The 21,543-nt window shown below is 59.4% G+C and carries 20 protein-coding genes; 13 read left to right on the forward strand and 7 right to left on the reverse strand.

Annotated elements, in window-relative coordinates:
* The 4 genes from Q0864_RS09400 to Q0864_RS09415 are packed head-to-tail and all read left to right on the forward strand — an operon-like array spanning window position 1 to window position 5,744.
* Window positions 1–1,893, forward strand: coding sequence for an extracellular solute-binding protein (locus tag Q0864_RS09400; protein ID WP_298568468.1), 1,893 nt, complete (start codon window positions 1–3; stop codon window positions 1,891–1,893).
* A 49-nt stretch (window positions 1,894–1,942) separates the two neighbouring features.
* Window positions 1,943–3,028, forward strand: coding sequence for a microcin C ABC transporter permease YejB (locus Q0864_RS09405; RefSeq protein WP_298568471.1), 1,086 nt, complete (start codon window positions 1,943–1,945; stop codon window positions 3,026–3,028).
* 2 nt (window positions 3,029–3,030) lie between these two features.
* Entirely contained in the window at window positions 3,031–4,140 is a 1,110-nt protein-coding gene (locus Q0864_RS09410) for an ABC transporter permease (protein WP_298568473.1), read from the forward strand.
* Window positions 4,137–5,744: an ABC transporter ATP-binding protein gene (locus Q0864_RS09415; protein WP_298568476.1), complete on the forward strand. Its 1,608-nt coding sequence runs from the start codon at window positions 4,137–4,139 to the stop codon at window positions 5,742–5,744. Before Q0864_RS09410 ends, Q0864_RS09415 begins: the two co-directional genes overlap by 4 nt.
* Before the next feature lie 16 nt (window positions 5,745–5,760).
* Here the strand turns inward: Q0864_RS09415 and Q0864_RS09420 are convergent, their stop codons facing one another.
* Together Q0864_RS09420 and Q0864_RS09425 are read right to left on the reverse strand one after the other, a co-directional pair.
* A complete protein-coding gene (locus Q0864_RS09420; protein ID WP_298568478.1) occupies window positions 5,761–7,236 on the reverse strand; it encodes a serine hydrolase in 1,476 nt (491 codons plus the stop codon).
* A gap of 233 nt (window positions 7,237–7,469) precedes the next feature.
* Window positions 7,470–8,174 (reverse strand): HAD family hydrolase, encoded by a 705-nt coding sequence (locus Q0864_RS09425; protein WP_298568480.1) that lies wholly within the window; start codon window positions 8,172–8,174, stop codon window positions 7,470–7,472.
* Between the two features lie 113 nt (window positions 8,175–8,287).
* Here Q0864_RS09425 and clpS point away from each other — a divergent pair, with 113 nt between their 5' ends.
* Genes clpS through Q0864_RS09440 form a run of 3 tightly spaced genes read left to right on the forward strand, consistent with a single transcriptional unit; the run spans window position 8,288 to window position 10,509 of the window.
* Window positions 8,288–8,635, forward strand: coding sequence for an ATP-dependent Clp protease adapter ClpS (gene clpS, locus Q0864_RS09430; protein ID WP_298568484.1), 348 nt, complete (start codon window positions 8,288–8,290; stop codon window positions 8,633–8,635).
* A 20-nt stretch (window positions 8,636–8,655) separates the two neighbouring features.
* Window positions 8,656–9,645 (forward strand): class I SAM-dependent methyltransferase, encoded by a 990-nt coding sequence (locus Q0864_RS09435; protein ID WP_298568831.1) that lies wholly within the window; start codon window positions 8,656–8,658, stop codon window positions 9,643–9,645.
* A 36-nt stretch (window positions 9,646–9,681) separates the two neighbouring features.
* Window positions 9,682–10,509 carry an SDR family oxidoreductase gene (locus Q0864_RS09440; protein ID WP_298568487.1) on the forward strand — a complete coding sequence of 276 codons (828 nt, stop codon included), beginning with the start codon at window positions 9,682–9,684 and terminating at the stop codon, window positions 10,507–10,509.
* Between the two features lie 9 nt (window positions 10,510–10,518).
* Here Q0864_RS09440 and Q0864_RS09445 read toward each other — a convergent pair whose 3' ends face one another.
* Entirely contained in the window at window positions 10,519–10,929 is a 411-nt protein-coding gene (locus tag Q0864_RS09445; RefSeq protein WP_298568490.1) for a hypothetical protein, read from the reverse strand.
* Between the two features lie 123 nt (window positions 10,930–11,052).
* Between Q0864_RS09445 and hemF the strand changes: the two genes are divergently transcribed.
* From hemF to Q0864_RS09460, 3 genes are all read left to right on the forward strand, one after another.
* Window positions 11,053–11,943, forward strand: a complete 891-nt coding sequence (hemF, locus tag Q0864_RS09450; protein ID WP_298568492.1) for an oxygen-dependent coproporphyrinogen oxidase — start codon at window positions 11,053–11,055, stop codon at window positions 11,941–11,943.
* A gap of 75 nt (window positions 11,944–12,018) precedes the next feature.
* Window positions 12,019–12,471: a MarR family winged helix-turn-helix transcriptional regulator gene (locus Q0864_RS09455; protein WP_298568494.1), complete on the forward strand. Its 453-nt coding sequence runs from the start codon at window positions 12,019–12,021 to the stop codon at window positions 12,469–12,471.
* A 92-nt stretch (window positions 12,472–12,563) separates the two neighbouring features.
* Window positions 12,564–13,739: an acetyl-CoA C-acyltransferase family protein gene (locus Q0864_RS09460; protein ID WP_298568497.1), complete on the forward strand. Its 1,176-nt coding sequence runs from the start codon at window positions 12,564–12,566 to the stop codon at window positions 13,737–13,739.
* A gap of 43 nt (window positions 13,740–13,782) precedes the next feature.
* On the opposite strand, the gene hemC is transcribed toward Q0864_RS09460, so the two are convergent.
* On the reverse strand, window positions 13,783–14,739 hold the full coding sequence (hemC, locus tag Q0864_RS09465) for a hydroxymethylbilane synthase (RefSeq protein WP_298568501.1): 957 nt from the start codon (window positions 14,737–14,739) through the stop codon (window positions 13,783–13,785).
* A gap of 117 nt (window positions 14,740–14,856) precedes the next feature.
* On the opposite strand from hemC, the gene hemE reads away from it, so the two are divergent.
* On the forward strand, window positions 14,857–15,891 hold the full coding sequence (gene hemE / locus Q0864_RS09470; RefSeq protein ID WP_298568504.1) for a uroporphyrinogen decarboxylase: 1,035 nt from the start codon (window positions 14,857–14,859) through the stop codon (window positions 15,889–15,891).
* Between the two features lie 83 nt (window positions 15,892–15,974).
* On the forward strand, window positions 15,975–17,162 hold the full coding sequence (locus Q0864_RS09475; protein ID WP_298568506.1) for an MFS transporter: 1,188 nt from the start codon (window positions 15,975–15,977) through the stop codon (window positions 17,160–17,162).
* Here the strand turns inward: Q0864_RS09475 and Q0864_RS09480 are convergent.
* Window positions 17,159–18,487: a DEAD/DEAH box helicase gene (locus Q0864_RS09480; protein WP_298568509.1), complete on the reverse strand. Its 1,329-nt coding sequence runs from the start codon at window positions 18,485–18,487 to the stop codon at window positions 17,159–17,161. The two genes, Q0864_RS09475 and Q0864_RS09480, sit on opposite strands and share 4 nt — an antisense overlap.
* A gap of 402 nt (window positions 18,488–18,889) precedes the next feature.
* Between Q0864_RS09480 and Q0864_RS09485 the strand changes: the two genes are divergently transcribed.
* Window positions 18,890–19,912, forward strand: a complete 1,023-nt coding sequence (locus tag Q0864_RS09485) for an aspartate-semialdehyde dehydrogenase (RefSeq protein ID WP_298568512.1) — start codon at window positions 18,890–18,892, stop codon at window positions 19,910–19,912.
* A 418-nt stretch (window positions 19,913–20,330) separates the two neighbouring features.
* Here Q0864_RS09485 and Q0864_RS09490 read toward each other — a convergent pair whose 3' ends face one another.
* Both Q0864_RS09490 and Q0864_RS09495 read right to left on the reverse strand, forming a co-directional pair.
* Window positions 20,331–20,864, reverse strand: a complete 534-nt coding sequence (locus tag Q0864_RS09490) for an SRPBCC family protein (protein ID WP_298568515.1) — start codon at window positions 20,862–20,864, stop codon at window positions 20,331–20,333.
* Window positions 20,865–20,912: 48 nt separating this feature from the next.
* Window positions 20,913–21,530 carry a CDP-alcohol phosphatidyltransferase family protein gene (locus tag Q0864_RS09495; protein ID WP_298568518.1) on the reverse strand — a complete coding sequence of 206 codons (618 nt, stop codon included), beginning with the start codon at window positions 21,528–21,530 and terminating at the stop codon, window positions 20,913–20,915.
* Window positions 21,531–21,543 lie beyond the last annotated feature (13 nt).

Here is a 21,543-nt window from a genome sequence, read left to right on the forward strand (position 1 = left end):
ATGACGCCAACCCTGACGCGCGCCCTGCCCGACAATGATATCCAGACCCGTTCGGTTTTCTGGTGGATGGTGGTGACCACGCTGTTGTTGCTCATCCCTTTGACGGCAAGGGCAGAGCAAACGATCATATCGCATGCTTATTCCTATTTCGGCACGCCAAAATATGGCGCGGACTTCCCGCACCTGGACTACGTGAACCCAGACGCGCCGAAAGGCGGCGAGATTGTCATCGCGTCAGAAAGCGGCACGTTTGACAGCTTTAACCCCTATGCGCGCAAGGGTGTGGCCGGGGCGCTTGCCTCGATCAACATTGAACGTCTGCTCACCAGCACAGCCGACGAAATCGGCACCTCCTATGGGCTGTTGGCTGAAAGCCTTGAATACCCGGAAGATCAAAGCTGGGTCATCTTCACCCTGCGCCCCGAAGCACAGTTTGCCGATGGCAGCCCTGTCACCGCCGAAGATGTGGTTTTCACGCATAACCTGTTCATGGAGCAAGGTCTGATCAGTTTCCGCGAAGGCGTCAGCCGGATCATTGCCAATGTTGAAGCGTTGGACCCGGCACGGGTCAAGTTCACCTTCCAGCCTGATGGGTCGGTCCGCGATCGCATTTCGCAGGCGGGTTCTACGCCCGTTATGTCCAAAGCGTGGTTTGAAAAAACAGGCGCGCGGCTGGATGAAAGCCGACTGGAGCAGGCATTGGGCACCGGTCCCTATATGCTTGACAGTTACAAGATCAATCAGCGCATCGTTTATAAGCGCAACCCGGACTATTGGGGCCGCGATCTGCCGATCAACAAGGGTCGTTGGAATTTCGACACCATCCGCATCGAATATTTTGCCGACAGCAATTCCGCGTTCGAGGGCTTTACTTCGGGCAGCTACACCTTTCGGGTCGAAAACAGTTCGAAGGAATGGGCCACGTCCTACGACTTCCCAGAGGTCAGAAGCGGTCAAGTGATCAAAGCGGAACTGCACGATGGCTCTCAGGCCTCGGGGCAAGGCTTCGTGTTCAACATGCGCCGCCCCAAGTTCCAGGATATCCGCGTCCGCGACGCCATCGGCTTGATGTTCAATTTCACATGGTCAAACGAAGCACTGTTCTATGGCATTTACGAACGGGTCAACAGCTTTGCCGAAAACTCGTATCTTGAAGCCACTGGCACCCCGTCGCCCGAGGAACTGGCACTGCTTGAGCCACTCGCTGACAAACTGCCCGAAGGTGCCTTGGGCGAAGCGATCATGGCTCCGACCTCTGGCGCGCGACAGTTTGATCGCAAAAATGCCCGTCAGGCCTCGGCGCTTCTGGACGATGCCGGGTGGATCGTCGGCGACGATGGTATCCGCCGCAACGCAAAGGGCGACACGCTCAGGGTCGAGTTCTTGACCTTTTCACCAACCTTTGACCGGGTGATCAATCCCTATGTGGAAAACTTGCGCAACATAGGCGTGGATGCGATTTTGAACCGGGTCGATACCTCGCAATTTGTCGATCGGCGCTACGCGTTTGACTATGACATCATCACGGACCAACTGGCGTTTGGGTATGAACCGGGCAGCAATCTGGCACAATCATTTGGATCGAAAGAGGCCGCGGTGTCCGTGTTCAACTCGCCCGGTGTTGCCGACCCCGCGGTGGACGAGCTGATCGACATGATCCGAAATGCCAAATCCAAGGAAGACCTCGTGATCGCCGCCAGAGCACTGGATCGGGTCATGCGGGCACTGAAGATAATGGTTCCGCAATGGTATAAAGACAAACATACCGTCGCATATTATGACCAGTTCGAACATCCCGACCCGCTTCCGCCCTACGATCTGGGCTATCTGGACTTCTGGTGGTTTAACGCCGACAAAGCTGCAAAACTGAAAGCGGACGGCGTGCTGCGCTGAACCGCGCCGCACCACCGGCAACAGGCAACAAAACGAGAGCGAGACCCATATGGGCGCCTATATTCTGCGCAGGCTACTTCTGATCATTCCGACGTTATTTGGGATCATGGTGATCAACTTTGCCCTGACCCAGTTCGTGCCGGGTGGACCGATTGAGCAGATCATCGCCCAGATGGAGGGCGAAGGCGACGTTTTCGAAAGCATTGCGGGTGGGGGTGGCGATGCCGGCATCGGCGGCGGTGGTGGCGATGAACGATATCTGGGCGCACGCGGGTTGCCGCCGGAGTTCATCGCCGAGCTGGAAAAGGAATTTGGCTTCGACAAACCTCCGGTCGAACGGTTCTTTTCGATGATCTGGAACTATATGCGCCTTGATTTCGGGGAAAGCTATTTCCGGTCCATCGGCGTCTTTGAACTGGTGGCCGAAAAGCTGCCCGTGTCGATCACGCTGGGTCTGTGGTCGACGGTCATCGCCTATCTGGTGTCGATCCCGTTGGGTGTGCGCAAGGCTGTGCGGGACGGGTCGAAATTCGACACCTGGACCTCGGGCATCATCATTGTGGCCTACGCGATCCCCGGCTTTCTATTCGCAATCTTGTTGCTGGTCGTCTTTGCAGGCGGGTCCTATCTGCAATGGTTCCCCTTGCGCGGGCTGACCTCGGACAATTGGGACCAGCTGTCGCTTTGGGGTAAGATCGTGGACTATTTCTGGCACATCACCTTGCCGGTCCTTGCCTCGACCATCGCCAGTTTCGCCACGCTGACCCTGCTGACCAAGAACAGCTTTCTGGACGAGATCAAGAAGCAATACGTTGTGACCGCCCGCGCCAAGGGTCTGGCCGAACACCGGGTGCTTTATGGCCACGTCTTTCGCAACGCGATGCTGATCGTGATCGCGGGCTTCCCTGCGGTTTTTCTGGGCGTCTTCTTTGGCGGGTCGGTGATCATCGAAACGCTGTTTTCGCTGGATGGTCTGGGACGGCTCGGCTTCGAAGCGGCACTGGCCCGCGACTATCCTGTCATCTTCGGCACGCTGTTCGTGTTTGGCCTGATTGGCCTGTTGGTCGGGATCCTGTCGGACCTGATGTATGTGTTCGTCGATCCCCGCATCGACTTCGAGGGGCGCGAGGTCTGATCATGGCACTGTCCCCCCTGAACCAACGCCGCTGGCGAAATTTCCGCCGCAACGGGCGCGCCTTCTGGTCGCTGATCTTGTTTTGCGTCCTGTTCGGGCTGTCGCTGATCGCCGAGTTCATCGCCAACGACAAACCGATCCTGGTGAAATACGACGGCAGCTATTACGCCCCCGTTTTCAACTTCTATCCAGAAACAACCTTTGGCGGCGACTTCAAAACCGAAGCCGTCTATCGCGACATCGAGGTGAAATGCCTGATCACCACCGGCGGCGCCGAGGCCTGCTGGGACACACCCAACGAGGCGATTGCCGAGGCAACCACCACCGGCACAGTCGGCGGCGAGGCCGTGACGACGGGTTGGCTGTTGTGGCCACCGGTGCCCTACAGCTTCAACACCATCAATGACATTGACGGGGCCGCCCCTTCGCCGCCAGATGCAAAACACCTGCTGGGTACGGATGACACGGCGCGCGATGTGCTTGCGCGAGTGATCTACGGGTTCCGCCTTTCGGTCTTCTTTACCATCATCGTGACGGTTCTGACGTCGGTCATCGGTGTCGCCGCTGGCGCCATCCAAGGCTATTTCGGTGGCTGGGTGGATCTGGTATTCCAACGCATTCTGGAAATCTGGAGCTCCACCCCTTCGCTTTACGTGATCATCATCCTGTTTGCGATTCTGGGTCGAAGTTTCTGGCTTCTGGTCTTCGTGACGGTGCTGTTCGGCTGGCCCGCGCTTGTCGGCGTTGTGCGGGCGGAATTCCTGCGCGCCCGCAATTTCGAGTATGTCCGCGCCGCGCGCGCCCTTGGCGTGTCGAACCGGATCATCATGTTCCGCCATGTGTTGCCCAACGCCATGGTCGCGACCCTGACAATGCTGCCCTTCATCATCACCGGGACAATCTCGACCCTAGCAACGCTAGATTTTCTGGGCTTTGGCCTTCCGTCCTCATCGCCTTCGCTGGGCGAACTGACCCGCCAGGCCAAAGCGAATTTGCAAGCGCCATGGCTGGCCTTCACCGCCTTCATGACCTTCTCGATCCTGCTGTCACTGCTCGTCTTTATCTTTGAAGGCGTGCGCGATGCGTTCGACCCGCGAAAGACCTTCCAATGAGCGTTCTTCACGTGAAAGACCTGCATGTCAGCTTTCGGCAGGATGGACAGCTACACCCGGCGGTGCGTGGGGTCAGCTTCAAGCTTGCCAAGGGCGAAACCGTGGCGATTGTGGGGGAAAGCGGGTCCGGCAAATCCGTCACTGCGCTGTCCACTGTGTCGCTTTTGCCCGACAGCGCCCATGTCGAAGGGTCAATCACCTATGGCGGCCGCGAGATGATCGGCGCATCGCCCTCCGAATTGCGCGATGTGCGCGGCAACGATATCAGCTTCATCTTTCAAGAGCCGATGACATCACTGAACCCGCTGCACACGATCGAAAAGCAGCTGGCCGAGTCGATTGAGCTGCACCAAGGCCTGACCGGTGACGCCGTGCGCGTGCGCATCCTTGAGCTTTTGAACAAAGTCGGCATCCGCGACGCGGAAACGCGACTGGCGCATTATCCGCACCAATTGTCGGGCGGGCAGCGGCAACGCGTGATGATCGCTATGGCGCTGGCCAATGGTCCCGAACTTCTGATCGCAGATGAACCCACAACGGCGCTGGACGTGACCATTCAGGCGCAAATCCTTGACCTGTTGGCCGAGCTTAAGGAAAGCGAGGGGATGAGCCTTCTGTTCATCACCCATGACCTTGGCATTGTGCGCAAAATCGCGGATCGGGTTTGCGTGATGAAAGATGGCGTGATCGTCGAAGAAGGCCCCACCGCCGCGCTTTTCGCGAACCCGAAACACGACTACACCCGCACACTGATCAATGCCGAGGCACAGGGCCGCCCCGACCCTGTCCCCGAAAACGCGCCCGAGATTGCGACAACGAAAGACCTGCGCATCTGGTTCCCCATCCAACGCGGCCTGCTGCGCCGAACGGTGGGGCATGTGAAGGCGGTGAACGCGGCCAGCTTCTCGGTTCGGGCCGGCGAAACCGTCGGGATCGTTGGTGAAAGCGGGTCGGGCAAGACAACGCTGGCACTGGCCGTGATGCGGTTGATCAGCTCGGACGGGCCTGTGGTTTTTCTGGGCGAGGACATACAGGGGCGCAAATCGCGCCAATTGCAGCCGCTCAGGCGTGACATGCAAATCGTGTTTCAAGACCCCTATGGGTCGCTGTCACCCCGCATGACCGCCGAGGAAATAATTGCCGAGGGCTTGTCGGTTCACGGGTTGGACCCCGGTCGTGACCGGCGTGAGATGGTCTGGGAGATCATGGAAGAAGTCGGGCTGGACCCTGCCACGATGCACCGCTATCCGCACGAGTTTTCCGGCGGGCAGCGCCAGCGTATCGCGATTGCACGGGCGATGATCCTTAGACCCAAGCTTGTTGTGCTGGATGAACCGACCTCGGCGCTGGATATGACGGTGCAGGTGCAGATCGTCGACTTGCTGCGCAGCCTGCAAAGAAAGCACAAGCTGGCGTATCTGTTCATCTCGCACGACTTGCGGGTGGTGCGTGCGCTGTCCCATCAGGTGCTGGTCATGCGCGCGGGTGATGTGGTGGAACGTGGGCCAGCGGACCAGATCTTCGATGCCCCGCAAACAGATTACACCCGCGCCCTGATGGCAGCGGCGTTCGATCTGGAAGTTGCCAAAGGCGCCTCCGACTAACCACATCTTTGGGGGGTCAGGACGGTCCCAGCACGTTGCAACGCGCGTTGCGCGCGCTCAGCCGGCGGCATGCCAGATCGGCTTGGGTCTGCGTCATACCGACAAAGTTTGCATGCCATCCATCCGACCGGCGGACAACTTTACGAAGCGCGTCATCCAACGTGTCGATTTCTTTCAGCGCCGTCTTGAGAAGCGTCCGTTCTGCTTGATAGCGCGACCCTAGCACGCCGACATTGATTGCCCAGTGACGACCACCAGATGTTGACATGCGGCTGACCACTTCGGGTTCGGCCAGTGCAGCGGCGGGCTTGGGTTCAAGCGCCGTCAGGATGATGGCTTCCGGGCGCGGCCGGGGGGGTGCGACAGTCGTCGGAGCTTCTGGCGTCGCTGGTCGCGCTTGCACCGGGGCAGCTGTCGTAATTTGGGCAGTTGGCACCAAAGCGGCAACAAGTTCGGCGCGGGGGGCTGGCGTCACGGCCGGGGGCGCCGTTTCGACAACGGCGGCAACTTCGACCGGGGCCGGTTGGGTGATGGCCGTTGCGACAGCATCCTTGATGCCTTCGGTCAAGGCCGCAAGCTGGGCTTGGGCGACGGGGTCTTGCGTGATCGGGCGCGGCGTTGGGCGCGGGCTACGCTTCACAGCCGTCACAAGGCGAATTGTCTTACCGGCTGCACCGGGTTCGAACACTTCAGCGGAGTAGACAGGCAGCGCAGGTTTGCGCACCGAGGCATGGCTGGGCGCACGGCGGAACCCCAGATCCATCAATTCGGCGACCTTGGCATTGCGCGACGCTGTGGACTGACCGCCGAAAACGGTCGTGATAATCCGTTCTGATCCACGTTCAGCCGAGGCCACAAGGTTAAAACCTGCCGCGCGGGTGTAACCCGTCTTGATGCCATCCGCGCCCTTATAGGCACTTAGAAACCGGCGGTTCGTGTTGGACACAGGGCGCATACCTGCATCGGTCGTTATGCGCGAAAACAGGTTGTAATATTCCGGATGGTCGAAAAACAGGTGGCGCCCCAGCGTCGTCATGTCGCGCGCGGTGGACAAATGCCCGCTTTCCGTCAACCCGTGGGCGTTCTTGAAATGTGTGCGCGTCATGCCCAGCGCCTTTGCGGTGCGGTTCATTCGGCGGGCAAACGCGGCCTCGGAGCCTGCAATCGCAATGCCGATCGCGGTGGCTGCATCATTGGCTGATTTGACGCCGGCGGCGCGGATCAGATAGCGAAACTTGATCTTCTGGCCTGCGCGCAGACCCAATTTGGACGGTGGTTCGGACGCGGCTTTTTGGGTGATCGTAACGACTGTGTCGGGTGTAATCTCACCGCGTTTGATGGCCTCGAACGCGATGTAGAGTGTCATCATTTTGGTCAAAGATGCGGGATGCAATCGCGTATCGGCGTTGCGCGCATGCAGCACCTCGCCGGTGCGCGCATCAATCACCATCGCCGCATAGGGCGCAGCCTGCGCACGCGAGGGCGCAAGCATGACCAAACAGCCAATAATAGCCAGGAACAGCCCTAAACGGACCCACTGCCACGGACGTGTCTGCACGTCGTCCACCTTTTCTGCCTCAATCGCCTAGGTCTTATGCCCGGCTGATTTGTTTTTTTCAGCGTAACACGAAGATCGCGTTTGAGAAAACAGCTTATTTTCAAAGGCCTAAATCGTGGCGGTCAGGCAACGGGCGGAACATGTAGTGGTCTGACTGGAGCAAACACCTATATCTGGGGCAAATCCGCCAAGCAGTTGGGCAGCTGCGACAAATCACCCAATGTGCGAAATTTCAGGTGATCAACAGGTGGCACCGCGTGTTCGTAGCTCCACGTCAGGGTGTGCGGCACGTGAATGGCCCACGCGCCTGCCTCAAGTGCCGGGAGCACATCTGACCTCAACGAGTTTCCGACCATCAGCCCCTGCGCAACCCCGCCAAAGCGCGCAAATGCGCTTAGATAAACGGCAGGGGTCTTGTCTGAAACGATCTCGATCCCATCGAAGAAATCCCCCAGCCCGGACTGTGCAAGCTTCCGCTCCTGATCCAGCAAGTCGCCCTTGGTGATCAGCAATATGTTGTGCGACCGCGCAAGTTCCGCGATCACGCGCTTGGCGTGGGGCAGAAGTTCGATCGGATGGGACAGCATCTCTTGTCCAGCATCGACCAAAGCTCGAATAACGTGACCGGGCACCTTCCCGTCGGTCACATCCAAGGCCGTTTCGATCATCGATAGGGTGAAGCCTTTGATGCCAAAGCCGTAATGGCCCAGGTTGCGCCGCTCGGCCGCCAACAACCGCTCGGACAGGTGATCGGGGTCGGCAAAATCAGCCAGCAGGGCGGTGAAACGTGCTTGGGTCAGTTGAAAGAACTGTTCGTTTTGCCACAGCGTATCGTCCGCATCGAAACCAATTGTTGTTACTTTTGCGCCCATTTTGTATGTGCCTTTCAAGAGAACACCCGCCCTGCCCTCTTTTCATTGGCGACAGTGACCATATATTCTGAGACCCAAGCAGACTCTTTTGCAACCTGTGGAGTGATGTCGACATGACGACACTGCCTTTCATCCTGTCACAAGACGACGGCGCCGACGACGGTGACGGTGAGGTGGGCGTAGCGGTTGCCACAAAGCCCAAAACCAAACGACCGCCCATGTATAAAGTGCTGATCCTCAACGATGACTTTACACCCATGGAATTCGTCGTGATGGTGCTGGAGCGGTTCTTCGGCATGAACCACGCACAAGCATTTGAATTGATGCTGACGGTTCACAAGAAGGGGTTGGCCGTCGCTGGCGTTTTTTCCTACGAGATTGCTGAGACCAAGGTGACACAAGTCATGCATTTGGCACGTGAACATCAGCACCCGCTTCAATGCACGATGGAAAAGGAATGACCGCGGCCGCGGTGCCCACCATGTTTCACACAAGATTGTCCCTAGCCCTGCGCGACGGCGCGCTATTGTTGCCTGCTGCCGGGCGTATCCTTGTTATAGGCCCAACAGCAGGCCACGACCTGTCGGATCTGCCCAAGGACCGGGTGACGATCTACAGTCGGTTCTTTCCTGACCATGCGGCTTGGGTGGCGCGCGGGCTCGATGTGGTCACAGCCTTGCCTGAGGGCGGGTTTGCGGCCGCTGTGGTGTGTGTGCCCCGCGCCAAGAAGCTTGCGCAGGCTTGGGTTTACGCCGCGGCGCGCGCGACGGGTGGCGGTCTGATCGTGCTGGATGGTCAAAAAACTGATGGGATCGACAGCCTTGTTAAGGCCCTGAAAAACCGCGCTGATGGGCTTGCCAGCTTGTCCAAAGCACATGGCAAGCTGATCTGGTTGACCAACGCAGAGGTGGCCGACTGGGCCCCGGCGGACACGCAGCTTGAGGGGGGGTTCATCACCCGTCCGGGTGTTTTTTCAGCCGATGGGGTGGACAAGGGCTCTGCGGTGTTGGCCGCGGCGCTCCCCACCGAGATCAAAGGGCGCGTGGCCGATCTTGGCGCTGGTTGGGGCTATCTGTCACGACATATCCTGATGCGAGAGGGCGTCACAACGCTGGACCTGATCGAGGCGGATCTTGCCGCGCTCGATTGCGCCAAGCTCAATATAACCGATCAACGTGCCAACTTCATTTGGGGGGATGCGACACGTTTTTCACCTGATGCGCCCTATGATGTCGTCATTTCCAATCCGCCCTTTCACACCGGACGCGCGGGCGATCCTGATCTGGGTCGGGCCTTTATCCGGTCGGCGGCGCGGATGCTGAAAGGCTCGGGTTGGCTCATCATGGTTGCGAACCGCCATTTGCCCTATGAAGACACGTTGGCCGAACTGTTTCGAGAGGTCGAAGACCTCGGTGGCAGCCCCGGTTTCAAGTGCCTCAGCGGCACAAAGCCCCGTCGCGCCGGCCGATAGGATCAGCTAGGCTCGTCAGGGAATCAGGAGGCTCACATGTCTTTTTCAATTTCTGGTAAAACCGCCATCGTGACCGGCGCGGCAAATGGTATTGGCCTGTCGATTGCCCGCCACTTCGCCGATCGCGGAGCAAATGTTATTTGTGCAGACATAGATGAAAAGCGGCTTGTCGATGAATGGGGCCCGAACCCCGATGATGGCGTGGACGAACCATCAAACACCCGCATTTTTGCGGGCGACCTGCGCCAGAAGCTGACAATCGCCAACTTGCTCTCTGCCACCATCGATTCGTTTGAACGTGTCGATATTCTGGTCAACGCCTCGCGTCAGGTGCTGTTGGCGGACCCGCTGGACGTGGACAACGGCGCCGTTCAGACGCTTCTGGATCAGAACCTGATGACCAGCCTGCGGTTGAGCCAGCTGGTCGCCCGGCGCATGATTCAGCAGGGCGAGGGTCTTGACGAAGAAGAACAGACCTCGCCGCTTGGAGCCATCGTCAATTTGTCATCTGTCGCTGCAACGCGGACCCAACCCGGATTGATGGCCTATTCGATCGCATCAGCGGCACTGGATCAGATGACCCGGTCCCTCGCGGTTGCCCTTGCCAGTCACCGCATCCGGGTGAACGCGGTCGCATTCGGATCGGTGATGAGCGCAAGCCTGCGTGACGCAATCCGCGAAACGGGCGACACCCGCGCGGACATCATCGAAGGCACACCGCTGGGCCGCATTGCATCAGCCAACGAACTGGCCGAGGCAGTGCAGTTCCTTGCCTCCGAAGGATCCGGTTTCATGACCGGGCATATCCTGACGGTGGACGGTGGACGCAGCCTTTTGGATGTCGTGGGCAATCCCTGCCACTGAAGACCGATGTCAGCTGCAATCCGCACGTTTGGCAACCAATGCGTCGCGGTCTTTTTCCAGCGCAACCTTGTCGGCATGCATTGCCCGGTATTGGGCGTGGGTCGGCAAGGTTGATTGTATTTCGGGCGACGGAAGGCAAATGCGCGCCAACGGGCCGATGCCTTTGCAAACCTTCAGCGGGTTCGAAAACGCCACAGGCGACCCAACGGTGCGATAACCGCGTGCCAATTTAGCATCCATCGCCGCAATCTGGTCATCCAACGCCGAGATTTGAGCACTGTATTGCACCCGACATGTTGTTGCCGATTGCTGGGTCGGGCTTTGCGCAGATTGCGAATTGGGTGTTTTCATTCCTGTCGTTGTGGTTTCGCAGCCGGCAAGCAACACAACGACGAGGGCACTGGTTAACAAGCGTCCCATGGGGCACTCCTTTTGCTGGGTAACACGCCGATACTAGCCAGTTCCTCGATGTCGGGCAAACACCCCTTGGCGCAGCCGGTCGAAACCTGCTAGCCCTTGCCCAACGACAAAAGGAGCGCGCACGTGACCGACCAGATGCAAGACCAAAAAGCCCTCGCCAGCCAGTGGTTCCGCGAGTTGCGTGACCAGATCGTTTCCGCGTTCGAAGCGCTTGAAGACACGCAAGTGACCGGCCCGACCGCGGCGCTTGACGCTGGCCGCTTTGACGTTAAGCAAACCAAGCGGGCCTCCGATGACGGGACCGACGCCGGCGGCGGGCTGATGAGCGTGATGCGCGGCGGGCGGGTCTTTGAGAAGGTGGGGGTCAACATCTCAACCGTCTATGGAACCTTGGGCAAACAGGCGCAGCAAGCCATGGCCGCGCGTGGTGTGGCCGGGATAGAAGGCGACCCGCGGTTCTGGGCCTCGGGCATCAGCCTTGTCGCGCATATGCAAAACCCACACGCCCCCGCGGTCCACATGAACACACGCATGTTTTGGACCCCGAACGCCTGGTGGTTCGGCGGCGGCGCGGACCTGAACCCCTGCATCGAATACGATAAAGACACGGCCCATTTCCACGCGCAGCTTCAAAGCGCCTGCGAGCCCCATGACATCAGCTATTACGACAAGTTCAAAGCCTGGGCGGATGAATACTTTTTCGTGCCACACCGCGGGCGCGCGCGCGGCGTTGGCGGGATCTTCTTTGATGACCTCAACACCGGCGATTGGGCGAAGGATTTTGCGTTCACCAAGGACGTGGGCTTGGCTTTCTTGCCCGCATTCCTGCCGGTGACCGAAGCGCGCCGCAACACGCCGTGGACCGAAGACGACAAGGACAAGCAACTGATCCATCGTGGTCTTTATGCCGAATACAACCTTGTCTATGACCGGGGCACCAAGTTCGGGCTGACCACGGGACATGATGCCGATGCGGTATTGATGAGCCTGCCGCCACTTGCAAAGTGGGTCTAGGTCAGGTGCAAAGCGTGGCTTGCCTTGCCACGCATATCAAGGCAGCTTGTTGTGTGTGAAATGAAAGGTGCGCCAGTGTCTGCATTCAAGCTTGACGACTTTTTGCCCTATCAACTGACTGTTCTGTCCAGCCGGGTCAGTGCGGGGTTCTCGAAGCATTATCGGAACGCCTATGGCATCTCGGTATCCGAGTGGCGCGTTGTTGCCCATCTCAGCCAAGCGGACAGCGTCAGCGTGCGCGAAATCCACGCCCGTGTGGATATGGACAAACCCAAGGTCAGCCGCGCGGCGTCACGGCTAGAAGCTGCGGGGTATGTCACCAAGACAATCAACCCGCAGGACAGGCGTCTTGTTGAACTCAGCCTGACCCCCAAAGGGCGCGACATGATTGCGGCTCTTACCCCGATCGCACGCGACTACGAGGCCCAGTTATCGGCGGTCCTTGGCGAAGCCGACCAAGCTTTCCGCGATCGTGTGGCAGCGCTTAGTGCCGCGCTCGAGGATGAAACAGACTTGGATCGCGACTAAGCGCGCGCCAATTGGGATCTGACGGTGCGTCACGGGCGACAGCCCGCAACGCCCATGCCATCCTAAACTCAAACGGTTTAAAGGAGCTTACCATGTCCGACATTGTAATTCTTGGCGGCGCACGCACCGCAATTGGCACCTTTGGCGGCAGCCTTGCCGCGACTCCGCCCAGCGCGCTGGGTGCCGCTGTCACGCGTGAGGCGATGGCCCGCGCGGGCGTCGAGCCGGGCCAGATCGGCCACGTAGCCTTTGGCCACGTCATCAACACCGAACCGCGCGATATGTATCTTTCGCGCGTCGCCATGATCGAGGCTGGCATCCCCGCCTCCACGCCCGCAATGAACGTGAACCGCCTGTGCGGGTCCGGGCTTCAGGCGGTGGTGTCTGTCGCACAATCGCTGATGCTGGGGGACGCGGACTTTGGCGTCGCAGGTGGCGCCGAAAGCATGAGCCGCGCGCCATATATCCTGCCGCAAGCCCGTTGGGGTCAGAAGATGGGCGACACGGGCGCACAAGATATGATGCTGGGCGCGCTGAACTGCCCCTTCGGCACCGGGCATATGGGCGTGACCGCCGAAAACGTCGCGGCCGAGCATGACGTGAGCCGCGCCGATCAGGACACCTTTGCACTGGAAAGCCAGAAGCGCGCCGCCGCCGCCATCGAAGCCGGCCATTTCGACAGCCAAATCGTCCCGATCGAGGTCAAGCAGCGCCGCGAAACGGTGGAATTTGCCCGCGACGAACACCCCAAACCCACCACCGCCGAGGCTTTGGCCGGTCTTCGCACAGTGTTCCAGAAAGACGGAACGGTCACGGCGGGCAACGCATCTGGCATCAATGACGGGGCGGCAGCGCTGGTGCTGGCCCGGTCCGACGCGGCAGAAAGCGCGGGCCTGAAACCCATGGCGCGCATCATCGGCTATGGCCATGCCGGCGTGCGACCCGAGGTCATGGGCATCGGCCCTGTGCCTGCGGTCGAAAACCTTCTGGCGAAAACCGGGCTGAGTGTCGCGGATTTCGATGTGATCGAATCAAACGAGGCGTTCGCCGCGCAGGCCATCGCCGTGAACAAAGGTTTGGGGCTGGACCCGGCCAAGGTGAACCCGAACGGCGGCGCAATTGCGTTGGGACACCCCGTCGGGGCAACCGGCGCGATCATCACGATCAAGGCACTGTATGAGCTGGAGCGTATTGGTGGGTCGAAAGCGCTGATCACCATGTGCATCGGCGGCGGTCAGGGCATCGCGCTGGCCATCGAACGCATCTGATCAGAAGGTCAATCTTGCCCGGCGTAGGCGCCGGGCAAAGACGTTACTTCCAGTCGAAGAAATCGTCGCCAACCCGCGACAAAAGCTCTTCGGCGAGCTTGATGCCAAGCGCGGGTCCGTCTGATACGGGCCCAGACATCTGATCAGACTCGGCCTCTGACCCATCGGTCCGCAGGATTTCCCCGCGCAGGGTCAACGTGTCGCCATCCAGAGTGGCAAGGGCGGCAATCGGGGTCTCGCAAGACCCGTCCAATGCGCCCAGAAACGCGCGTTCAGCCGCCAGCCTCTGGCCGGTTTCCGCGTCGTGGATGGCATCCAGCATCTCTTTGGCGCGCATGTCGTCGGCACGGCGCTCGATCCCAATGGCGCCTTGGGCGACTGCATTCAGCATCTCGTTAGTCGGAATGGCGGTTTTCGGCACGCCATCCATGCCCAAACGGTTCAAGCCAGCCATCGCAAGGAAGGTCGCCTCGGCCACCCCATCTTCCAGTTTCTTCAGGCGGGTCTGGACGTTGCCGCGAAACTCGACAACCTCAAGATCGGGGCGACGGTTCAGAAGCTGGGCTTTGCGGCGCAAGGACGAGGTGCCGACAACGGCACCCTTGGGAAGATCACTGATCGAGCGGTAATTGATCGACACGAACGCATCGCGCGTGTCTTCACGCGGCAGGTTGCAGTCCAGCACCAAACCCTCGGGCTGTTCGGTCGGCATGTCCTTCATCGAGTGCACGGCGATGTCGATGCGGCCATCCAGCATCGCCTCTTCAATCTCCTTGGTGAACAGGCCTTTGTTGCCAATCTCTTTCAACGGGCGGTCCGCGTCGATCAGCGCACGATCATCGCCGGTGGTGTGGATGACCACCACCTCAAACGCGGCTTCCGGCAGGTCAAAGGCGGCCATCAGGCGGCGGCGGGTTTCATAGGCCTGCGCCAGCGCCAGCGGGCTGCCACGGGTGCCGATTTTCAGCGGGGCGTCGGGGGTCGGATATGCATGTGTCATGCACTCCATTTACGCCGGAAGATCGGGGCTGTCCATGCCTGCGGCACCCCGCACGCTTGACATCCTGTCGCGTGTGAGGGACGACGGCTCAAACGCAGTCAGGAAAGGCCCGCCATCATGTCCCAGCAAAAAACCATTCTGCGCGCACTGGCGGGCGAAACACTTCCCACGCCACCGATCTGGATGATGCGTCAGGCGGGGCGGTATCTGCCCGAATATCGCGCCACCCGGGCGCAAGCAGGCGATTTCCTCAAGCTGTGCTATAACCCCGAACTGGCCGCCGAGGTCACGCTGCAACCCATTCGCCGTTACGGATTTGATGCCGCGATCCTGTTTGCCGACATCCTTTTGGTGCCACAGGCGCTTGGCGCAGATCTGTGGTTCGTCACCGGCGAAGGCCCGCGCCTGTCCACGATCACCAGCCAAGCCGATTTCGACAAGCTGTTGGGCAAGGATGATATCCACAAGACGCTAAACCCGATCTACGAAACGGTCCGCATTCTGCGCGGCGAGTTGCCCGACGAGACCACGCTGATCGGTTTTGCCGGGATGCCGTGGACTGTCGCGACCTATATGATCGCAGGCCAAGGCACCAAGGACCAGGGTCCGGCGCATGCCTTGAAAGCAGAAAATCCTGCACTGTTCGACGCGCTGATGGACCGATTGACCGAGGCGACCATCGAATACCTGTCGATGCAGATCGACGCCGGTGCCGAGGTGGTCAAGCTGTTTGACAGCTGGGCTGGATCGCTGAACAGCGCCGATTTCCAGAAATACGCGGTCGAGCCCGCCCGCCTGATCACGCAAGCCCTGAAGAAGCGTCACCCCGGCATTCCCGTCATCGGCTTCCCGCGCGAAGCGGGCGACGGCTATATCGGCTTTGCCAAGGCGACCGGTGTGGATTGTGTGGCGATCGACAACTCGGTCAGCCCGGACTGGGCCGCCAAGCATGTGCAGGTCGATGGCTGTGTGCAGGGCAACCTTGCCTCAAGCCACATGGTCACGGGTGGTCAGGCGCTGGTTGACGAGACCCGGAAAGTCGTCGAGGCGTTTAAAAACGGCCCCCATATTTTCAACCTTGGCCATGGGATCACACCCGATGCAGACCCGGAAAATGTGCAGTTGATGATCGACACGGTGCGGGGCGGCTGATCAGCCTTCCGCCGCATGACCTCTCTGCTTGCTTTTTGAAACGCGGCCATATCTTGTGGCCGCATTGTCTTTAGGAGGAGCCGATGCGGCTTGGTATCGCCACCCTGATTATTGCTTATGTGCTGAGCCAGTTCTATCGCGCCTTTCTGGCGGTGATGACGCCTGCGCTGAAGGCCGATCTGGGTGCCTCGCCTGAGGATCTGGCCCGCGCTTCGGGGGCTTGGTTTTTGGTGTTTGCGTTGATGCAGCTTCCGGTGGGCTGGGGCTTGGACAATATCGGGCCGCGCAAAGTGGCGGCTGCGCTGTTGGCGCTCGGCGGTGCCGGAGGTGCCGCGCTTTTCGCGGTGGCCACCACGCCCGATCACATTCTTTATGCGATGGTCCTGATCGGAATTGGCTGTTCGCCGGTTCTGATGGCAAGCTATTTCATCTTTGCGCGCATGTATTCCCCTGCGGTCTTCAGCACTTTGGCCGGCATGGTGATTGGCATCGGGTCACTGGGCAATATCGCAGGTGCATTACCAATGGCGCTGGCGGTCGAGCAATTTGGCTGGCGCGCTTGTCTTTGGGCCTTGTCGGCGGTGACGCTTGTGGTGGCCGCATTGATTATGCTGGCGGTCGACAACCCACCAAAGCTGGTCGCCAAAGAAGGCACGCCGAAAGGATCGGTTCTGGACTTGCTGAAAATGCCCGCACTGTGGGCGATTTTTCCGATCATGTTCGTGAACTATACCGCCGCCGCCGGGTTAAGGGGCAGTTGGGCGGGGCCCTATCTGCGTGATGTTTACGGGTTGGACACCACCGGCATTGGCTGGGCCACGATGGCGATTGCCTTGGCGATGGTCATCGGCAGTTTCGCCTATGGCCCGTTGGACCGAATCTTTGGCACGCGAAAATGGGTGATCTTTGTCGGCAACATGATCGCGGTCGGATTGGTCTTCTTACTATGGGCCGTCCCCGGCGCTGGCGTTTGGCAGGTGTCGCTGACCATGGCGGCCATCGGGCTGTTCGGCGCGAGCTTCCCTTTGATCATGGCGCATGGGCGCAGCTTCTATCCGCCGCATCTTGTCGGGCGCGGCGTGACGCTGATGAATATGTTCGGGATCGGCGGCGTCGGGATATTCCAATACAGCTCGGCCAGTGTGTTCCGTGCGTCACAAGGGCCCGACGTCGCGGTCACGGCCCCCTATCAGGCCGTGTTCCTGTTTTTTGCTGTGCCGGGGCTGATCGGCTGTCTGCTCTATCTTCTCAGCGAAGATCGCACAGACTAAGCCGATTTCGCACCACGACGCGGGCGGCGACGCTTTGAGCTGTTGGCGGGTTTGGGGGCGCCTCGGCCAGCCGATTGACCAGACCGCGTATCACCTCCGCCATGGGCGCGGGGTTTGCGCCCGCCGCCGCCACCGCCACCACCGCGACGACCGCCGCCGCCACCCTGATTGCGGGTCGGGCGTTTTTCTTCGGCCGGACGCGTTCCGCCAAGGATCGGGATGTCGATCTTCATCACCTTTTCGATGTCACGCAGCAGGCCAAGTTCGACACCTGACACGAAGGAAATCGCATCGCCACCAGCGCCCGCACGGGCCGTCCGGCCAATGCGGTGCACGTAGTTTTCGGCAACCTCGGGCAGGTCGAAATTGTAAACGTGGCTGACGCCCGGAATGTCGATGCCACGGGCAGCCACATCGGTGGCAACCAGAACACGTGCTTCACCCGACCGGAACGCGGCCAGCGCACGATCACGTTGCCCCTGGCTTTTGTTGCCGTGAATCGAAACGGCTTTGAAGCCTTCCGCAACGAGCGTTTTCATCAGCTTTTCGGCCCCGTGCTTGGTGCGCGAAAACACCAGCGACAGCGAGTCCGCGTCATGGCCCAAAAGGTCAATCAGCAGCGTGATCTTTTCATTGCGACCGGGCGAGTAATAAATGCCCTGTGTCACCTTATCGGCGGCTTTGCCCGGAGGTGACACCTGCACCTTGGCCGGATTGGTCAGATAGGCGCGCGACAGTTCTTCCATCTGCTTGGGCATGGTGGCCGAAAACAGCATCGTCTGACGCGGAGTGCCCAATTCGGGCGCAATCCGGCGCAGCGCATGAATGAACCCCATGTCAAGCATCTGATCAGCTTCGTCGAGGACAAGGAACTTCGCCGTGTCCATACGGATCGCTTTGCGGTCCATCAGGTCAATCAAACGACCGGGGGTGGCGACCAGAATGTCGATGCCCGGCGCCAGAGTGTTGATTTGCTTTTTGATCGACATGCCGCCCACCACGGTGCGGACTTTCAAGTGGGTGCCGCTTACATAGTCGTGCAGGTTCACTGCGATCTGGTTCACCAGTTCGCGTGTGGGGGCAAGGATCAGCGCCTTAACCGATTTCGGTTCGCGCTTGTCATGATTGCCCAAAAGTTGGTGGATCAAAGGCAGGCCAAAGGCCGCCGTCTTTCCGGTGCCGGTCTGGGCCAGACCCATCACATCGCGGCCTTCAAGGACCAGCGGGATCGCTTTGATCTGGATGGGTGTCGGCGTTTCATATCCGGCTTCGGTCACGGTTGTGACCAGCTTCGGGTCAAGCCCGAGCTCTGCAAATTTTGTCATTATCGTCTTTCTGGCATGCACGCTGGCACACCGCTATCACGCGGGTTTGGGGGCAAATGCCCCATCGCTTCGGTTAGCGGCTGATGCTCGCGGTGGGCCGAGTGCCCTATACAGTTTCCTGCCCGCCGATCTGGCCGTCAGAACCCCGCGTGATTTGGGAACTTGTGTCAGGCGCGGTATGCGCCTTGGGATTCTGTCTGCCGCATAAAGGGGCGGGCTGCTCACGCGTCAGCCGGACAGAATTGTGCCCGTATCACAGCATGAAGCGGCCAAGTCAATGATAAAACGCTGCAACTGCGTGCTAGAACCTTTCGCAATCGCGGCAATTGCGCTATGGACGCCCTCGGTCCAGCCGAGTCTTACATCAAGGCGGGCGGGCCATAGATATTAGAGGAGGCCGTGATGGGCTATAAAATCGCTGTCGTTGGTGCCACGGGGAACGTGGGCCGCGAGATGCTGAACATTCTGGCAGAGCGCCAGTTTCCTGTGGACGAGATTGTCGCGCTTGCGTCGCGCCGGTCGCTCGGCACCGAAGTCAGCTTTGGCGATACCACCCTTAAGACCAAAGACCTCGACACGTTCGATTTCACTGGTTGGGATATAGCCCTGTTCGCCGTCGGGTCCGAGGCCACCAAGCAATACGCCCCCAAGGCGGCAAAGGCCGGTTGTGTGGTCATCGACAACTCGTCGCTCTATCGCTACGACGCCGACATTCCGCTGATCGTGCCCGAGGTGAACCCACAGGCGATCCACGGGTATGCCAAGAAGAACATCATCGCGAACCCCAACTGCTCGACCGCGCAGATGGTTGTGGCGCTGAAGCCGTTGCATGACCGCGCCAAGATCAAGCGCGTTGTCGTGTCGACCTATCAGTCGGTGTCCGGCTCGGGCAAAGACGCGATTGACGAGCTGTGGAACCAGACCAAGGGCATGTATGTGCCGGGTCAGGAAGTCGAGCCTTCGGTTTACCCCAAGCAAATCGCCTTCAACGTGATCCCGCATATTGATGTCTTTATGGACAGCGGCGACACGAAAGAAGAATGGAAAATGGTCGCCGAGACGAAGAAGATCGTCGACCCGTCGATCAAGGTGACCGCCACCTGCGTGCGCGTCCCGGTTTTCGTCGGCCACTCGGAATCGGTGAACATCGAGACCGAGGAGTTTCTGGACGAAGACGAAGCCCGCGACATTCTGCGTGAATCTCCGGGCATTCTGGTCGTCGATAAGCGCGAAAATGGCGGCTATGTCACGCCGGTGGAATGCGTCGGCGACTATGCCACCTTCGTCAGCCGCATCCGTCAGGACGTGACCGTGGAAAACGGCCTGAACCTGTGGTGTGTGTCAGACAACCTGCGCAAAGGGGCTGCGCTGAACGCCGTTCAGATCGCCGAACTTCTGGGCCGTGAGGTTTTGAAGAAGGGCTGATTGACGCTTTTGATTTGACTGCCAAAGCCCTCGTCTATTGACGGGGGCTTTTGTGTGCTTGATGGGAGTCCATTGTACAAACCTCAAGAACAACCAAAAGTTGACCTTGAGGTTTCCTTTAGCCTCTGCATAGATTGGTCAACGATGTCTAATTCACACAAAGGTCAAGCAAGATGCTCAATAACATTGGTTTACCAGGATTGTTTTTGTTGGTGTTGATTATCGGTTTGCCGACTTGGCTTATAAGACGCTCAAGTAAGAGAAAATCCAGAGAACAAGCGCGCATTGCGGACGCGCTTGAAGAAATTGCTAAGTCGAAGAGCGATGGTGATAAGACTTAGATTCTGGGTGATGTAAGACGACTTTCTTGTCGATATTCATCGACTGAAAAGTCCATAGAACGGCCATCCAAGCCGCTTCACCCGCCTTCAACCAACGTCTTCAAATTTGCCAGACCAGCTTCGAAATCAGGGCCGATCCAGCCATCGAACATTAACCCCATCCAACGGGCAACCGGGTTGTAGCCAAGCTCGGTATTCAAGCTCCACGTCACTTCGGTTCCCCCGTCGATGGGCTCAAGGTCGAACGTGGCGGTGGCAAGCCCTTGCCCGCCAAAATCCAATCCCATCACAACCCGTTCAGAGGGGATGCTTTCGGTGATGACTTGCATGCCGCTGCCGACATCCGGATGGTCCGAGGTCCAACGCAGGGTGTTCCCAACACCTTCCACCGGCCCTTCATATGTCATCTGGATATCCGGATCCCGGGCCAGCCATGGCGACCAGGCTTCCCCGGATTGCATCGAGTTAACATAGGGAAAGACTTCTTCTGGTTCGATCGACACCACGGTTGACCTGCTGACCGTTACTTCGTCCGGCAGAAAAAACGCCAGTGCGAACATAGCAAGAGTTAACAGAACAAAGCCCTTTATTGCGCTAAAAATGAATTTCATCGCACACTCCCTACACTCCAATTCATTAACCATAGCACGGAAAACGGGTCAGCGCGATTTTAGGTTTGTAATCATGTTCATGCTGCGCCGCAGTGTCGTAGCCATCGCCCCAAGCGCGATCACCCAAAGCGCAAGCGCAATGGTTGGCACGCTGAAAATCACAGGCACGAACAGCGCGACGACAGCCGCCCCGGTCGCCAAAGCCATGCGGTGCGGCTTTGCCATTGGGCCGCTGAAATCTGGCGCCAACGACTGCGCTGCGCCCGCTTCGCGCGTGTAGGCCGTCAAAACCGCCATCGTCGCCGCCGCCCAGCCCAGCGCGGGCGTGCCTGCCCCCAAGCCCATACCAACCAGGATCACGATATCGGCGAAACGGTCAGGCGCTTCGTTCCAAAATGGCCCATCCGGTTCCGCGCGCCCACCTTCGACTGCGACCATGCCGTCGAACAGGTTGCACAACAGTCGCCCCTGCACCGCCAGTGCAGCGACCACCAGCCACACCGGAGACACGCCACCCGACAGCCAGAACGCGGCCCCGGCCAGTGCAGCAAACAGTAACGAGGCTTGGCTGATCTGGTTTGGCGTCACAGCACGGGCAGCCAGCGCGCCGGCGATGCGTTGCGCCCATTTTCGGTCGCGGCTTGCGATGGGTCGACGTTGTGTCATGCGACGTTGCTTT

It is taken from the genome of uncultured Aliiroseovarius sp. (assembly GCF_947497285.1).
Lineage (GTDB): Bacteria > Pseudomonadota > Alphaproteobacteria > Rhodobacterales > Rhodobacteraceae > Aliiroseovarius.

Excerpts from the sequence above, each read along its gene's own strand:
- Q0864_RS09480 (WP_298568509.1), bottom strand. The coding sequence starts at position 18,487 with ATGACAAAATTTGCAGAGCTCGGGCTTGACCCGAAGCTGGTCACAACC.
- Q0864_RS09410 (WP_298568473.1), top strand. The coding sequence starts at position 3,031 with ATGGCACTGTCCCCCCTGAACCAACGCCGCTGGCGAAATTTCCGCCGC.
- Q0864_RS09485 (WP_298568512.1), top strand. The coding sequence starts at position 18,890 with ATGGGCTATAAAATCGCTGTCGTTGGTGCCACGGGGAACGTGGGCCGC.
- Q0864_RS09475 (WP_298568506.1), top strand. The coding sequence starts at position 15,975 with ATGCGGCTTGGTATCGCCACCCTGATTATTGCTTATGTGCTGAGCCAG.
- Q0864_RS09425 (WP_298568480.1), bottom strand. The coding sequence starts at position 8,174 with ATGGGCGCAAAAGTAACAACAATTGGTTTCGATGCGGACGATACGCTG.
- Q0864_RS09415 (WP_298568476.1), top strand. The coding sequence starts at position 4,137 with ATGAGCGTTCTTCACGTGAAAGACCTGCATGTCAGCTTTCGGCAGGAT.
- Q0864_RS09460 (WP_298568497.1), top strand. The coding sequence starts at position 12,564 with ATGTCCGACATTGTAATTCTTGGCGGCGCACGCACCGCAATTGGCACC.
- Q0864_RS09490 (WP_298568515.1), bottom strand. The coding sequence starts at position 20,864 with ATGAAATTCATTTTTAGCGCAATAAAGGGCTTTGTTCTGTTAACTCTT.
- Q0864_RS09435 (WP_298568831.1), top strand. The coding sequence starts at position 8,656 with ATGTTTCACACAAGATTGTCCCTAGCCCTGCGCGACGGCGCGCTATTG.
- hemC (WP_298568501.1), bottom strand. The coding sequence starts at position 14,739 with ATGACACATGCATATCCGACCCCCGACGCCCCGCTGAAAATCGGCACC.
- hemE (WP_298568504.1), top strand. The coding sequence starts at position 14,857 with ATGTCCCAGCAAAAAACCATTCTGCGCGCACTGGCGGGCGAAACACTT.
- Q0864_RS09495 (WP_298568518.1), bottom strand. The coding sequence starts at position 21,530 with ATGACACAACGTCGACCCATCGCAAGCCGCGACCGAAAATGGGCGCAA.
- Q0864_RS09400 (WP_298568468.1), top strand. The coding sequence starts at position 1 with ATGACGCCAACCCTGACGCGCGCCCTGCCCGACAATGATATCCAGACC.
- Q0864_RS09405 (WP_298568471.1), top strand. The coding sequence starts at position 1,943 with ATGGGCGCCTATATTCTGCGCAGGCTACTTCTGATCATTCCGACGTTA.
- clpS (WP_298568484.1), top strand. The coding sequence starts at position 8,288 with ATGACGACACTGCCTTTCATCCTGTCACAAGACGACGGCGCCGACGAC.
- Q0864_RS09445 (WP_298568490.1), bottom strand. The coding sequence starts at position 10,929 with ATGGGACGCTTGTTAACCAGTGCCCTCGTCGTTGTGTTGCTTGCCGGC.
- Q0864_RS09420 (WP_298568478.1), bottom strand. The coding sequence starts at position 7,236 with ATGCTTGCGCCCTCGCGTGCGCAGGCTGCGCCCTATGCGGCGATGGTG.
- Q0864_RS09440 (WP_298568487.1), top strand. The coding sequence starts at position 9,682 with ATGTCTTTTTCAATTTCTGGTAAAACCGCCATCGTGACCGGCGCGGCA.